This is a genomic window from Streptomyces johnsoniae, from assembly GCF_031845565.1.
GTDB classification, from domain to species: domain Bacteria; phylum Actinomycetota; class Actinomycetes; order Streptomycetales; family Streptomycetaceae; genus Streptomyces; species Streptomyces johnsoniae.
On sequence record NZ_JAVREV010000012.1, the window covers coordinates 173,139 to 186,905 of the forward strand.

Annotated in this window: 12 protein-coding genes and 1 pseudogene; 10 read left to right on the plus strand and 3 right to left on the minus strand. The window is 70.8% G+C overall.

The features are described 5' to 3' along the window. Positions 1-29: 29 nt before the first annotated feature. From RM779_RS21600 to RM779_RS21610, 3 genes are all read right to left on the minus strand, one after another. Positions 30-344 carry a hypothetical protein gene (locus tag RM779_RS21600; protein ID WP_077059865.1) on the minus strand — a complete coding sequence of 105 codons (315 nt, stop codon included), beginning with the start codon at positions 342-344 and terminating at the stop codon, positions 30-32. A 42-nt stretch (positions 345-386) separates the two neighbouring features. Next, positions 387-731, minus strand: a complete 345-nt coding sequence (locus RM779_RS21605; protein WP_077059864.1) for a hypothetical protein — start codon at positions 729-731, stop codon at positions 387-389. 389 nt (positions 732-1,120) lie between these two features. Beyond that, complete coding sequence (locus RM779_RS21610) at positions 1,121-2,188, minus strand: hypothetical protein (RefSeq protein ID WP_311619388.1); 1,068 nt, start codon at positions 2,186-2,188, stop codon at positions 1,121-1,123. A gap of 453 nt (positions 2,189-2,641) precedes the next feature. Between RM779_RS21610 and RM779_RS21615 the strand changes: the two genes are divergently transcribed. From RM779_RS21615 to RM779_RS21660, 10 genes and pseudogenes are all read left to right on the plus strand, one after another. After that, positions 2,642-3,085, plus strand: a complete 444-nt coding sequence (locus tag RM779_RS21615; RefSeq protein ID WP_311619389.1) for a galactose-binding domain-containing protein — start codon at positions 2,642-2,644, stop codon at positions 3,083-3,085. 218 nt (positions 3,086-3,303) lie between these two features. Continuing rightward, positions 3,304-4,494: pseudogene (locus tag RM779_RS21620) on the plus strand (glycosyl hydrolase); the annotation flags it as partial. Between the two features lie 194 nt (positions 4,495-4,688). Then, positions 4,689-6,608, plus strand: coding sequence for a glycosyl hydrolase family 28-related protein (locus RM779_RS21625; RefSeq protein WP_311619390.1), 1,920 nt, complete (start codon positions 4,689-4,691; stop codon positions 6,606-6,608). Between the two features lie 217 nt (positions 6,609-6,825). Continuing rightward, the gene (locus RM779_RS21630; RefSeq protein WP_311619391.1) at positions 6,826-7,593 is read left to right on the plus strand and encodes a chitinase; all 768 of its coding nucleotides are present in this window, start codon (positions 6,826-6,828) and stop codon (positions 7,591-7,593) included. A gap of 274 nt (positions 7,594-7,867) precedes the next feature. Continuing rightward, positions 7,868-8,569: a FadR/GntR family transcriptional regulator gene (locus tag RM779_RS21635; RefSeq protein WP_077059863.1), complete on the plus strand. Its 702-nt coding sequence runs from the start codon at positions 7,868-7,870 to the stop codon at positions 8,567-8,569. Positions 8,570-8,675: 106 nt separating this feature from the next. Beyond that, complete coding sequence (locus RM779_RS21640) at positions 8,676-9,872, plus strand: 4-hydroxybenzoate 3-monooxygenase (RefSeq protein WP_311619392.1); 1,197 nt, start codon at positions 8,676-8,678, stop codon at positions 9,870-9,872. A 337-nt stretch (positions 9,873-10,209) separates the two neighbouring features. Then, positions 10,210-11,238, plus strand: coding sequence for an ABC transporter substrate-binding protein (locus tag RM779_RS21645; protein WP_311619393.1), 1,029 nt, complete (start codon positions 10,210-10,212; stop codon positions 11,236-11,238). A gap of 38 nt (positions 11,239-11,276) precedes the next feature. Beyond that, the gene (locus tag RM779_RS21650; RefSeq protein WP_311619394.1) at positions 11,277-12,074 is read left to right on the plus strand and encodes an ABC transporter permease; all 798 of its coding nucleotides are present in this window, start codon (positions 11,277-11,279) and stop codon (positions 12,072-12,074) included. Positions 12,075-12,076: 2 nt separating this feature from the next. Then, entirely contained in the window at positions 12,077-12,898 is an 822-nt protein-coding gene (locus RM779_RS21655) for an ABC transporter ATP-binding protein (protein WP_311619395.1), read from the plus strand. After that, complete coding sequence (locus RM779_RS21660) at positions 12,895-13,722, plus strand: ABC transporter permease (RefSeq protein ID WP_311619396.1); 828 nt, start codon at positions 12,895-12,897, stop codon at positions 13,720-13,722. The genes RM779_RS21655 and RM779_RS21660 overlap by 4 nt, the downstream gene beginning before the upstream one ends. Positions 13,723-13,767: the final 45 nt, after the last annotated feature.

Consider the following 13,767-nt stretch of genomic DNA (forward strand, 5'->3'; position numbering starts at 1 on the left):
GTCTCGCCGCTGTCCCGTGCGGCCTGCGGTCAGCGTCCGCCGCCGCCCGAGGCGGCGTTGATCATCGCGCGACCGCCCTCGTTGCCGATCATCTGCACGTCGCGCATCGCGCGGTTCTGCGAGTTCACGCTGTCGTCGAAGCCGCCGGCCTCGCGCCGGAACTGCGCGTCGCGCTCGTTCAGCACCTCGCCGATCGCGGCGTCCACCAGGCCCTGCTCGACCAGGTTCATCAGCTGCGTGTGTACGCGGTCCCAGATCTCGGTGTACTGCTCCTGCTGGCCAACGGTCTGTGACTGGATGCCGTCCAGCGCCTCGTTGCCGAAACGGATCGTGTCCCCGCTCATGGTCCTGCCCCTTCGGTCTCGCGGTACGTGGCGTCGTGACGGTCAGATGCGGGCGGCGATGCCCGCGTCCGGCGTCGGGCCCTGCATCTGGACGTTGTTCAGCACGTTCTGTGCGTCCAGGTCCGTCTCGCGGCCCGTGTTGGCCGTCAGGCCCAGGTCCATCGACAGTCCGTCCAGCGCTTCGGCCAGCGCCTGCCCGGCGCGGCCGAGGTCCTCGTAGTTCTCCACCGCCCGGCCGGTGCCGGAGCCGTTGTAGGCCGTGCTGACGTTCGCGCCGTGCCCGCCGATGCCGAGCGCGACGCCCTCCATGTCGGTGTAGGCCTGGTTGATGATGCCTTGAACCCGGTCGACTTCCTCGGGTGAGAGCTTGACCTCATCGCTACTCATCGCTGCTCCTCATTTCCGCTCCGTCATGTTTGCCGGCGGCCCGCCCACGGGCGCCTTCCGGGTGTTTTCCATAGTGGCCGGACCCATCCGGCAAGGCCACAGACGGGTGTCCACAACCCTGTTCCAGAATCGTCACAACGGGTCCGCGTCTCGGCGGGGCGCCGCTGACCTGCGGGGACGTCGGTGAGCTCGGCCTCTTCCGCCTGATTGCGCACGCTTCGGCCCCCCCGTGTTCAACGTGACGTGAACGGCCTTGTGTTGGGCCGGGCCCCGCTCCGCGCGCAGCTCAGGGCGTTTGCGCACGGGACCACGCCGCCCGGTGGGCGGGCGCGCGGGCGGCGCGGGGCGGGCGCTCAACTGCGGCGGGTCAGCGGTTGAACAGCGGCGGCCTAACCGGCTTCCGGCGCGTACCAGTAGACGTGGTCGGCGCCGCGCGGCCCGAACGACAGGGAGGCGGGGACGTCGCCCTCCTGGAGCATGTGGATGGAGCACTGGGTGACCGTCGCGCCCGGCGCCGCCATCTCGTCGGGGACCCGTGCCGGGCACTGCTCGACCTCGCGGCCGTACACGTCGAGCAGGAGCACCTTGGTCGCCTCCTGACCGCTCACGGTGCGCAGTTCCACGTTCTCCTGCATGTCCGGGTAGAGGTCGAGCTCCGGGCTGTCGTTCCGATACTCGAAGGTGACGTAGTAGGGCACCTTGCCCTCGGTGTCGACATCCCAGTCGCTCAGGTCGGCCGCGCTGCCCGCGGTGACGCCGACGGGGGTGACGTTCAGCGGGATGTCCTGCTCGTCGGAGTTCTGCCAGGTGGTGTCGACGGATTCGCCCGCGGGCAGCACGGCGCCGCTCTCGCCGCCCTCGCCGCCCTCGGGCTCGGACGCCTCGACGGGCCACAGCAGCGGCCCGGTCCCGTCGTCCACGTAGGACACGGTGGCGGGCGCCAGGCCCGGGGGCACCATGTGGATCTGGCAGACCTCGACGGTCTCGCCCGCGGCGAGCCGCTCGGGAGCCTCCGCGTCGCACGCCGCGGGCAGCGGGGATTCGGCGCCGTCGTAGGAGAAGCCGCTCATCACGGTCATCCGCTCGCCCGGCCAGCCGTCGGCGCCGACGACGTTGAAGCCGTCGAGGTCGCCCTCCGGCAGCGCCGCGCCGGTGGGCGTGTAGCTGACGGTCAGGTAGTAGGGGACCAGCCCCTCCATGTCGTCGGGGAGTTGAATCCGCTCCAGGTCGGCGGCGTCGCCGCGGGCGAGGCCCACCGGCGTGATCTCCACGTCGTGGGCCGCGTCGGAGTCGTCCGTCCACGTGCTGCTCTGCGTGGTGGTGTCCAGGGTCAGGGCCGTGGGCTCGGCCGCCGCGCCGCCGTCCCCTGTGGTCTCCGCGGACTCCTCGCCGCTTCCCTCCCCGCTTCCGCTGTCGTCCGAACAACCGGATATCAGCAGAAGCGCTCCGGCGCCCACGACTCCGACAATTCCTCTGGGTACCCGCATCACAACTCCGGTGGCAGCAATTCTTCCGCGCTGTGCATTGCGCATCAGCAAGCCGGCGAGGCGCGCACCGCGGGTGCGGCACTTCCGCCGTGATCAGCAGCTTAATCACTGCCTGCCAGTGCAAAGCAACGGGCTCTGGGGCGCGGGAGAACGGCGCGTGGCACCGCGGTATCGGCCACTTCGGTTGCCGCAAGTCGCTTGCGCCGCTTGCGGATGCGCGCCCGCGGTCGTCGGGGTGGCGCGTAAGGCGCAGTTCACGGCGGGCGGCCGGTTTGCGTGCTGCGTGCACGGAACGCGGGCGCCGCGCCGTCCGGCGGCCGCGGCCGTGCGCGACCGGTGGACACCTTCGCAATGCACTGCAACTCTCTGACGATAATGCGCAAAATCGCATCCATTTTCGTGCAGAAATCGGATGGGAGACAGATGAGACAGCTGAGACAGCTGAGACGTCGACGTTTCAGGGCACGCACTCCGGTCGCCGTCCTGACCGCCCTGCTCGTCACGCTGGGCGGACCGACAGCCGTCGCCGTGGCGGCCCCCGACGACGGACCGGCCGCCGGCGCCCCGGCCGCGGCCGGCAGCACCGACGGCGGGCACGCCGCGGCGCACATCACCGACGGCGATACGGACACCTACTGGCAGGGCGCGGAAGGCGACTTCCCGCAGTGGGTGCAGACCGACCTCGGGGATGCCACCCGCATCGACGAGGTCGTGCTGAAGCTCCCCGCCGACTGGGACGAAAGGCAGCAGACCCTGGCCGTGCGGGGCAGCAGGGACGGGACCAGCTTCACCACCCTGACCGGCGCCGCCACCCACACCTTCGACCCCGGCTCCGGCAACACGGTCACGAGGACTTCACCGAGCTGACGCCCGAGGAGGGCCACCTCTTCGACGCGGCCGCGGGCGGCAACACCGTGACGCTGTCCTTCGACAGCACCACCGCCAGGCACCTGCGGGTCGCCTTCACCGGCAACACCGTCCAGGACGCGGGCCAGCTGTCGGAACTGGAGGTCTACGGACCGCGGTCGGGGGACACCCGGGCGCCGACCGCACCCACCGGGCTCACCCTCGCCGAGCCGGAGCCCGCCGCCAACCCGGACCCGGCCCGCTACACCGAGCCGGCCGGCTTCGGCCAGCAGGACGTGCAGGCGGCCCTCGACCGGGTCCGGATGGACCGGACCGGCACGCTGACCGGCGTCTACCTGCCGCCCGGGGACTACCTGACCTCCGCCAAGTTCCAGGTGTACGGCAAGCCGGTCGAGGTCGTGGGCGCGGGGGTCTGGTACACGCGCTTCCACGCGCCGGAGGGCCAGGGGAACACCGACGTCGGCTTCCGCGCGGACAGTTCGGCGGCGGGCTCGCGGTTCGCGAGCTTCGCCTACTTCGGCAACTACACCTCGCGGATCGACGGCCCGGGCAAGGTCTTCGACTTCTCGAACGTCGCCGATATCGAGATCGACGACATCTGGGCCGAGCACATGGTGTGCCTCTACTGGGGCGCCAACACCGACCGCGTCACCATCAGCGACTCCCGCGTCCGCAACGTGTTCGCCGACGGTCTCAACATGACCAACGGCAGTACGGACAACCACGTCGTCAGCAACGAGACGCGGGCCACGGGCGACGACAGCTTCGCCCTGTTCTCCGCGATCGACGCGGGCGGCGCGGACGAGACGAACAACCTCTACGAGAACCTGACGTCCCTGCTGACCTGGCGGGCCGCGGGTCTCGCCGTCTACGGCGGGTACGACAACACGTTCCGCAACATCCGCATCGCCGACACCCTGGTCTACTCGGGCATCACCATCAGCTCGCTCGACTTCGGCTACCCGATGAACGGGTTCGGCGAGATACCGACCAACTTCGAGAACATCACGATCGAACGGGCCGGCGGCCACTTCTGGGGCGATCAGGTCTTCCCCGGCATCTGGCTGTTCTCCGCCTCGGAGGAGTTCCGGGGCATCCGCATCAGCAACGTCGACATCGTCGATCCCACCTACGTCGGGATCATGTTCCAGACCAACTACGTGGGCGGGCAGCCGGAGCATCCGGTGACGGACACCGTCCTGACGGACGTCACCATCTCCGGCGCACGGCGCAGCGGCGACCGCTACGACCACAAGTCGGGCATGGCCGTGTGGGCGAACGAGATGGCGGAGCCCGGCCAGGGCCCCGCGGTCGGCGAGGCCACGTTCGTCAACCTGACCCTGACCGGCAACGACGAGGACTTCAGAAACACGACGTCCACTTTCACGTTCCACCTGCGGGAGGAGTAGCACCGCGGCCCGCCGAAGGCCACGCACCTTGGGCGGGCCGCGCCCCGTCGTGCGCGAACCGTTGACAAAGCCGTGCCTCGCTTGAAAACTCGTGATTGCTTGAACGCAAGACTTCGACTCATACAACTCAAAAAGCTGCATGACCTCCGCAACTTCGATGCAGTCACCTCTCCCCCACAGAACAGAGGACCCCCATGAAGTGGAAGAAATCGCGCGGAAGGCTGCTCACCGGCGCCTCCCTGGCCGGGCTGATGGCCGTCGCCCTCCTGCCCGCCACCTCCACCGCCGCTCCCTCCGAGCCCGCTCCCTCCGAGCCCGCATCCGCCGCTCCCGCCGAAGCCGCCGCGGAGCGTGGTGCGTCGTTGCCGTTTGTGGAGTATGAGGCGGAGGCGGGGGTGTTCGAGGGGACGTTGGTGGAGGCGGACGCGGAGCGGACGTTCGGGCACACGAATTTCGGGACGGAGTCCTCGGGGCGTGCGTCGGTGCGGCTGGACGCGACGGGGGAGTTCGTGGAGTTCACCTCGGTGAACGTGACGAACTCGATCGTGGTGCGCAACTCGATCCCGGACGCGCCGGGCGGCGGGGGGCAGGAGGCGAGCCTGAGTCTGTACGCGGACGGGGAGTTCGTGCAGAAGCTGACGCTGTCCTCGCGGCACAGCTGGCTGTACGGGAACACCGATGACCCGGAAGGGCTGACGAACACCCCGCAGGGGGACGCGCGGCGGCTGTTCGATGAGTCCCATGCGCTGCTGGAGGACAGTTACCCGGCCGGGACGACGTTCCGGCTGCAGCGGGACGCGGATGACACCGCGGACTTCTACTACGTGGACCTGATCGATCTGGAGGAGGTGGCGGCGCCGCTGCCGCGGCCGGCCGGCTGCGTGTCGATCACGGAGTTCGGCGCGGTCGCGGACGATGGCCTGGATGACACCGCGGCGATCCAGGCGGCGGTGACGGCCGATCAGGAGGGGGAGATCGACTGTGTGTGGGTGCCGGCCGGGCAGTGGCGCCAGGAGCAGAAGATCCTGACCGACGACCCGCTGGACCGCGGCCCGCACAACCAGGTCGGTATCCGGGATGTGACCCTGCGCGGGGCGGGGATGTGGCACTCGCGGTTCTACACGCTGACCCCGCCGCACGAGGCCGGGGGGATCAACCACCCGCACGAGGGGAACTTCGGGTTCGACATCGACGCGAACACGCGGATCTCCGATATCGCGATCTTCGGCTCGGGCACGATCCGCGGCGGGGACGGCGGCGCGGAGGGCGGGGTCGGGCTCAACGGCCGCTTCGGGGAGGGCACCCGCATCGCGAATGTGTGGATCGAGCACGCGAACGTCGGGGTGTGGGTCGGGCGCGACCACAGCAACATCCCCGAGCTGTGGGGGCCGGGTGACGGTGTGGAGTTCTCAGGTATGCGCATCCGCAACACCTACGCCGACGGTATCAACTTCACCAACGGCACCCGCAACTCCCAGGTGACCGACTCGCATTTCCGTACCACGGGGGATGACGCGCTGGCGGTGTGGGCCAGCCGCTACGTCGCCGACCCGGGCACCGATATCGGGCACGACAACACCTTCGCGAACAACACCATCCAGCTGCCCTGGCGGGCCAACGGGATCGCGGTCTACGGCGGGTACGGCAACACCATCGAGAACAACGTCATCTCCGACACGATGAACTATCCCGGGATCATGCTGGCCACCGACCATGACCCGCTGCCGTTCTCCGGGCAGACGCTGATCGCGAACAACGAACTGCACCGCTGCGGCGGCGCGTTCTGGGGCGAGGCCCAGGAGTTCGGCGCGATCACCCTCTTCGCCGCCGCCCAGGACATCCCCGGTGTCACCATCCGCGACACCGACATCCACGATTCCACCTACGACGGTATCCAGTTCAAGACCGGCGGCGGCGCCGTTCCCGACGCACAGATCACCAACGTGACCATCGACCGCTCCAACCACGGCTCCGGCATCCTGGCCATGGGCGGCGCCCGCGGCAACGCCACCCTCACCGACGTCACCATCACCAACTCCGCCGAAGGCGACATCCACATCGAACCCGGCTCCCCCTTCACCATCGACGGCGCACCCGCCGCCCGCGCGGGCTGACCCACGCCACCCCCGTGGCCCCGGTTCCCCGCCGGGGCCACGCTGCGTATTGACGCCCGCACCGGCGCCTGGGATGGTCTAGACCTAGGGCCCTACCCCACACCCCCACCTCAACAGGGCCCCCGGCATTCCCCCTTATCGCACCTCGGCACGTTCCGCACGTTCCGCACGTCCGATGCCTTCCGTTCCGGCACCTTGGCACGAAGGGGAACCTCCCATGCTCACCAGACTGCTCACCCGCCTCTCGCCCGGCAGGTCCGTCGTCGCGCTCGCCGTCGCGGCGGTCCTCTCCACCCTGTTCGTCACGCCCGCGGGGGCCGCCGACGGCCGGAGCGCCGCTCCCGGCGGCACCCCGGGGACGCAGCAGGCGTTCGTGGTCAGCGAGGCCCAGTTCAACCAGATGTTCCCGGGCCGCAACAGCTTCTACACCTACAGCGGCCTGGTCCAGGCGCTCAGCTCCTACCCGGCGTTCGCCAACACCGGCAGCGCGGAAGTGCGCAGGCAGGAGGCCGCGGCCTTCCTGGCGAACGCCCACCACGAGACGGGCGGCCTGGTCCACATCGTCGAACAGGACCAGTCCAACTACCCCCACTACTGCGACCTGAGCCAGCCGTACGGCTGCCCGGCCGGGCAGTCCGCTTACTACGGGCGCGGGCCGATCCAGCTCAGCTGGAACTTCAACTACAAGGCGGCCGGGGACGCCCTCGGCATCGACCTGCTCAACAACCCCTGGCGGGTCGAGCAGGACTCGGCCGTGGCCTGGCGCACCGCCCTGTGGTACTGGAACACGCAGAGCGGCCCCGGCAGCATGACGGCGCACAACGCGATGGTGAACCAGGCCGGCTTCGGCCACACCATCCGCGCCATCAACGGCGCGATCGAATGCGACGGCGGCAACCCGGGCACGGTCCAGAACCGGGTGAACAAGTACCAGCAGTTCACGCAGATCCTGGGCGTCGCCCCGGGCGGCAACCTCTACTGCTGATACGGCTGGGACCAGCCGACGAAGCGGACCGTGCGCGGCCCCGGCGCCCCCGGGGTCGCGCACGGCTCATTCATCCCGTGCACGACTCTTGACGCCGTGGTCCAAAGGTAGAATCTTTTAACCACAACGACACATGAGGACCCGCCGCGGTAACGACCGGCCTGTTGGCTGTTTTCCGTAACCGCAGCCGACCGGCCGGCGGTTCCGTTCCCGGAAGTGGTGAGACGTGGCGTCGGACGATGGGCGTGCCAGGACCGCGAGGCGCTTCACGCAGGTGAGTTCGGAGCGCATCTCGCAGCGGGTCGTCCAGCAGTTCCAGCAGATGATGCGGGAGGGCGTCCTCCACCACGGGGACAAGCTCCCGGCGGAGCGGGAGCTGGCCGAGCAGTTCAGCGTGAGCCGCAACTCGGTACGCGAGGCACTGCGCCAACTCGACATGCTGGGCCTGGTGGAAAGCAGGCACGGCGAGGGCACGTTCGTCAGGCAGCCCACCGCTTCGCAGCTCATGGCGCCCTTCCAGGCGGTCATCGAGCTGTCCACGCCCGCCGTTGACTCGGTGATGGAGTTCCGGATGGCGTTCGAGCCGGGCGTGGCCTCGCTCGCGGCGGCCAACCTGACGCCGGACGGCGAGGAGATGCTGACCACCGCGCTGCTGGCGTTCGAGCGGGCCGTCGACGACGGCGGTCCGGTCGAGACCGTCGACGCGGACTTCCACCTCGCCGTGGCGAGGGTGACCGGCAACACGACCGTGCTCGCCGTTCACACGGCCGTCTACCAGCTGCTGCACGACATGCGGAGCCGGCTGGACAGGTCGAGCTACCACCCGCACGACAAGACCGTCGCCGGCCACCGTGCCGTGTACGACGCCATCGTCGCCCGCGACCCCGACCTGGCCGGCCGGGTCATGCGGGAGCACCTCGCCGACGTGGCGGGTGACCTGCGCGGGCCCGCGGCCCGCGAGGTCGCGGCCGAGTAGGACGAGCCCGCCGCGTGTACGCGGACGGCCCGTCGACACCCCGAAAGGTAGGACCACTGAACCAGTCACCGTGGTGAGTGGTTCGCGGCCCACGAGGAGCGTGAGAATGCCGTACGAGACCACCACCCGCGTCGTGATCCTCGGCGCGGGACCCGCAGGACTGACCCTCGGCAACCTGCTGCACGCGCGCGGTATCCCGTGCGTCGTCGTCGACAAGTTCGACAGGGAGCAGCTGCTCGGCCGCACCAGGGCGGGGCTCCTTGAGTACCGCACGGTCGAGACGATGCGCCGCATGGGCCTGGCCGACCGCCTGCTCAAGGAGGGCCACCGGCACACCGGTTGCGAGTTCCGGTTCACCGGCCGCCGCACCTACACCGACTTCTCCGAGCTGTACGAGGGGCGTTCGCACCACGTCTATCCGCAGCAGGAGGTGGTCGCCGACCTGCTCGACGGGCTGCTGCGGGCCGGCGGCGACGTGCGGCTCGGCGTCGCCGCGGAGAGCCTCGAACAGAACGGCGACGGCGTGACCGTCCACCTCGCCGACGGCTCGGTCCTGCACGGCGCGTTCGTCGCCGGGGCCGACGGCCAGCACGGCGTGGCACGGGCGAGCACCCCGCCCGGCGCGGTGACCGAGTACGAGATGGTGCACGAGTTCCAGTGGCTCACGCTCATCGCCACGGCCGCGCCCTCCGCCGAGTGGACCATCTACGCCCAGCACGAACGCGGCTTCGCCGGGCACCTGCTGCGCAGCGACACCGTCACCCGCTTCCACCTCCAGGTCCCGGTGGGCGACACGGTGGAGACCTGGCCGGACGACCGGATCTGGGCGGAGCTGCGCGCCCGGCTCGCCCACCCCGGCTGGACGCTCCACGAGGGCCCGGTCATCAGCAAGAACATGCTGGACATGCGCAGCCGCGTGGCCGAACCCATGCAGTACGGCCGGGTGTTCCTGCTCGGCGACGCCGCGCACATCATCAGCCCCTCCGGCGGCAAGGGACTCAACCTGGCCGTGGCCGACGCCGTCGAACTCGACCGCGTGCTCGCCGAGTACGACCGGGCGGACGGCGGAACGGACCCCGGCCGGCTCGCCGCCTACAGCGCGCGCCGGGTCCCCGACGTATGGCAGGCGCAGGAGTTCAGCCACGCACTGCTGCACATGATGCACACCTACCCGCCGGGCGCGCCCGACGCCGCCTTCCGCCAGCGGCTCCAGCAGTCCAGGCTCGCTCAGCTCGCCAACTCCGAGCACTACGCCAGAAGCTTCGCGACCCGCTACATCGGCCCACTGCCCACCCACAGCTGACCCCCGACCGCCGCCGTCGGCCCCGGTCCTCCGGCCCGGACTCCGCGACGGTCACCGCTCCCGGTTCAGGCCCCCGACCGTTGCTCCCCGATCCCGATCCCGATCCCGATCCCGACCTCCGGGCCCGGACTCCGCGACGGTCATCCGCGGTCGCGACCGCGGCCGTTGCTCTCCGGCCGTCCCCCGACCTCCGACCGTTACCTCCGACCCGACCCGACCCGACCCAGCCCGTCCCGGCCCGTCCCGGCCGGAGGCCACCCGCACCGAAGGCCCCGCACTGCCCACCATGCCGACCTGCCGTTCCCCGTCCCCGTCCCCGTCCCCGAGAGGACCACCCATGCCATCGACCATCCGCGGCGCGCGCCCGGCCGCCGCCGCCCTCGCCACGGCGCTCACCATGACCGCCTGCGGCGACATCGGCAACCAGCGCGCGAGCGCCGAGGACGGGCTGCCGATCGTGCGCTTCTCCGGCCTCCCCGACCCCGCCCCGCTGCCCGTACTCGTCATGCAGGAACTCGGCCTCGACGAGCGGCACGGCTTCAGCGCCGAGTTCGTCGAGGTCGACCCCGACGCCTCCACCAGCACCTTCCTGCTGGGCGAGAGCGACATCGCCGTTGACCAGGACGCCACCAGCGCGGCCATCGCCAACAACGAGGGCAGCGAGGTCGTCTCCTTCTACCCGGCCCTCATCAACACGGCCTCCGTCGTCGTGCCCGAGGACAGTCCCTACGAGTCCCCGCAAGACCTCGTGGGCAAGCGCGTCGGGCACTTCGGGGACGACTCCGGCACCACCCAGGCCATCTCCGTGTCCCTCCGCCAGGCCGCGGGCATCGACCCGCTGGAGGACTACGAGATGGTCCAGTCCTCCCCGGCCGCCCTGCCGGAACTGCTCGCCAGCGGCGAGGTCGACGCGATCTTCGACTACGAGCCCTACGGCCTGCGCGCCGTCGAACAGGTCCCGGGACGCTACCTCTTCAGCGTCGCCGACCACTGGCAGCAGACCACCGACTGGGCCCCGCCGCTCGCCATGCTGACCGCCAGCCGGGACTGGCTCGGGGACAACGCCGACCTCGCCCTGGCCGTGCAGGACGCCTGGCGGGAAGCCGTGCGGGAGGTCGTCGCGAGCGACTACCGGATGTTCCTCGACGAGCCGTACGCCGCGTTCCTCGACCGCGAGAGCGAGGCGGAGCTGCGGGCGCTCGCCGACTACTGCGCCGGACTGCCCTGTTACGCGGACGAGTGGACCGAGGAGGACACCGCGCAGCAGATGGAGTACCTGCGGCTGCTCGTCGAGCAGGGCTCGCTCGACCGGCTGCCCGACTCCGATCCCGTCGCCGTCCTCGACGAGGTCGTCCGGGCGGACTGACCGCCGTGGCGACGACCAGCAGGACAAGGAGACCCGACATGACCTCTGTGACCACACCGGCCGCCCCCACCGCCGCCGGGACGCGCCTGCGGGCCGCGGCCGGCCGGTGGGCCCTGTCCGCCGCCGGGGTCGGCGGCGTGCTCGCCCTGTGGTGGGTCGGCGGCTCCGCCACCCGCTACGTGCCGCCGATCGGCGAAGTGGTCGGCGAACTCCCGCACTTCCTCGGACAGTCGAGCACCTGGGTGGCCGTGGGCACCACGACCCAGCGCGTGCTGTGGTCCCTGGCCGTCGCGCTCGTGCTCGGCACGGCGGCGGCCTGGGTGATGCGCCGCGACGGGTTCTGGAGCCGCGTGACCGCCTCCCTCACCGCGTTCGCCATCGCCGTCCCGAGTACGGTCGCGGCCCTGCTCGCCCTCTACCTCTTCCGCCGCGACCCGCTCGGGGTGTACGCGGTGGTGACGTTCATCTGCTTCCCCTTCGTGGCCACCATGCTGCGCCAGGGGATGCGCGAACTGGACCGGAACATCGGCGAGATGAGCGACGTCTACGGCCTGTCCGGAACGGCCAGGGCCCGCCACGTCGTCCTGCCGCAGCTGGTCCCCTACGTCTTCGCGGCCACGCGCAACGAGTACGCGCACGCCTGGAAGGTCGTCGTCCTTGCCGAGCTGTTCATCGTCAACAGCGGTATGGGCTACGAGTTCTCGCAGGCGTTCGACCACTTCCTGCTGACCGAGGTGCTCCTGTGGCTGCTGGTCTTCGTCGCGATCCTCCTGGCCGGCGAATACCTCGTCTTCCGAACCATCGAACGGTACGTCCTCTCCTGGCGGGTGATGTGAACATGAGCGAAACCACGCGCGGAACGGTCCCCGCCGGCGGGCCCGCGGGCGGCGACCCCTACCTCGAACTGCGGGGCGTCACCGTCAAGCACGCCGACCGGACCGTCGTCTCCGGAATCGACCTCGCCCTGCGGCCCGGGGAGTTCGTCGCCCTGCTCGGGCCGAGCGGCTGCGGCAAGTCGAGCCTGCTGCACGTGCTCGCCGGGCTCGCCCCCGTCGCGGGCGGCGCGCTGCGCCACCGCGGCGACGAGGCCACCGACGGGCTCCGCGGCCGCGTCAGGGTCGGCTACGTCTTCCAGGACCACCGGCTGCTGCCCTGGCGCACCGTCGGCCAGAACATCGAGATCGCCATGAAGGCCGCGGGCGTCCCGGCGGCCGAGTGGGACGAGCGGATCGAACGGTTCCTCGGCATGCTGCGGGTGGGCGAATACCGCGGCTCCTGGCCCATGCGGCTCTCCGGCGGCCAGCGCCAGCGGGTGTCGATCGCCAGGGCGCTCGCCGTCGAGCCCGACGTCGTGCTGATGGACGAGCCGTTCAGCGGCCTCGACGAGGTCACCGGCCGGGCGATGCGCCAGGAGCTGACCCGGCTGCACGAAGTCGCGTCCGTGCCCACCCTGTTCGTCACCCACTCCATCCGCGAGGCGCTGTTCCTCGCCGACCGGGTCGTCATCCTCAGCCACGGTCCTGCCCGCGTGCTGAAGACGCTCGACGTCCCGCTGGCCCGCCCGAGGCGGCACGAGGACCCGGCCCTGGCCCGCCTGGAGGCGGAGACCGTCGCCGACGTGCTGCGCGAGTGGGACCTCACGGAAGGGCCCGCGTCATGACGGCCGTGCTCCCCGCCCGCCTCCGCAAGCCCCCGGGCCGGCGCCCCGCCGGGCCGCCCCCGGAGCCGGAGGGGAACGGGCCGCGCGTCACCTGGCTCGGCCGGCTCGCCTCCGGGCTCACCGCCGCGGCCCTGGGCGTCGCCGCCTGGCAGGTGCTCAGCCTGTTCTCCGACGGCTGGATGCCGGGCGCCGGGGAGGTCGCGGCGGCCACCGCCGACGTGCTCACCGACTCCGGCTTCTACGGCGACGCGTGGCTGTCGCTGCGCCGCGTGCTGACCGTGCTCGCCGCGTCCGTGCTGGCCGGGCTGCTCATCGGGATCGCCGCAGGACTCAGCCGGTACGCGGAGGCGTTCCTGCGGCCGATCCTGGTGATCGGCCTGGCCATCCCCGACCCCGTCTACATCATCCTGACCATCCTCATCATGGGCATCTCCGAGACCTCGGGCGTGGTCGCGCTCGTCGTCGCGATCACGCCCCTGGTGGCCAACGTCGTCAGCGGCGCCGTCCTCGCCCGCGACCACAGCCTCGACGAAATGGCCCGCACCTACCGGCTCGGGCCCGCCGCCTACGCGCGGCACGTCCTGGCGGCGCAGGTGCGGCCCGCGGTGGTCGGCGCGCTGCGGACGTCGTTCGCGTTCTCCTGGAAGCTCGTCGTCCTCATGGAGACCATGACCCGCCCCGACGGCGTCGGCGCCCGGATCTACGAGGCGTTCCGCTTCCTGCGGCCCGAGGACATGATCGCCTGCGCGCTGGTGTTCACCGTCCTCATGCGCGTGATCGAAGTGCTCGCGCTGCGCCGCCTCGACCGGCCGGTACCCCACTGACCGAACCGCTCAACTCCCGCACGCACGCCTCCCGAGGAGGAAAGC